The following is a 658-nucleotide window of genomic DNA, read 5'->3' as shown; positions in this document are numbered from 1 at the left end:
CCTCGCACCCACGGCAGGAGAACTTCGGCCGTACATGCCGGAGCACGCGGAACCGACCCGGTAGGTAGTCCAGCACCTCGGTCACGTCCTCGCCGAGGCGGCGCAGCGGTAATTACCCACCCCCTCTGACTTCTGCGGCGTAGCAGTCAGGCCGTGACAGTCGTCAGGATGGTGCCAAAGACGCTGGTGTTTGGCGCGAGGCGGGCGGTGTCGACCACGGTGCGCACGTCCGCCTCGCCCTGAGCGGCCCACATCGCACGATAACCGTTGGTGACCTTGCGTTGGATCACGGCGGGGCGGAGGTCGCGCTCGCCGGCGTTGTTCGTCGCCCCGACCTAGCCAGGCCAGTCGACAAAGGTCAGCAGCTGGTCGCGCGCTCGCCGCAGCTTCGCTTGCAGCGCCCGCGTCGGCTCGCAGCCGCTGGGGGTTGCCAGGATCGCGTCCAGCCTGCGCTCGAGTGCCCGCCGCTTGGCGGCCAGGGTAGAGGCGGCAAGGCCTGCGGCGGCGTCGGCCAGGTCGAAGGCTGAGCCAAGCCAGAGCTTGAGCCGGAACGGCACTGGGTCGTCGCTGGCCTCAAGTGCATACGCCACGTCGCGCGCCAGGTGTGCCAGGCAGGTCTGCTGGGCCAAGCCGTGGCCCTGCTGCGCCGCGTAGCGGT

At 69.9% G+C, this 658-nt stretch carries 2 pseudogenes; both read right to left on the bottom strand.

Annotated features, from left to right (window positions below):
* Positions 1 to 106 (bottom strand): annotated as a pseudogene (locus tag H7965_RS30135) (IS66 family transposase zinc-finger binding domain-containing protein); the annotation flags it as partial.
* A gap of 40 nt (positions 107 to 146) precedes the next feature.
* Positions 147 to 658 (bottom strand): annotated as a pseudogene (locus H7965_RS30130) (IS66 family transposase); the annotation flags it as partial.

It is taken from the genome of Siccirubricoccus deserti, from assembly GCF_014283215.1.
GTDB lineage: Bacteria > Pseudomonadota > Alphaproteobacteria > Acetobacterales > Acetobacteraceae > Siccirubricoccus > Siccirubricoccus deserti.
Note: the sequence above shows the minus strand (reverse complement) of the source record. Positions and strands in the feature narration are given on the sequence as shown.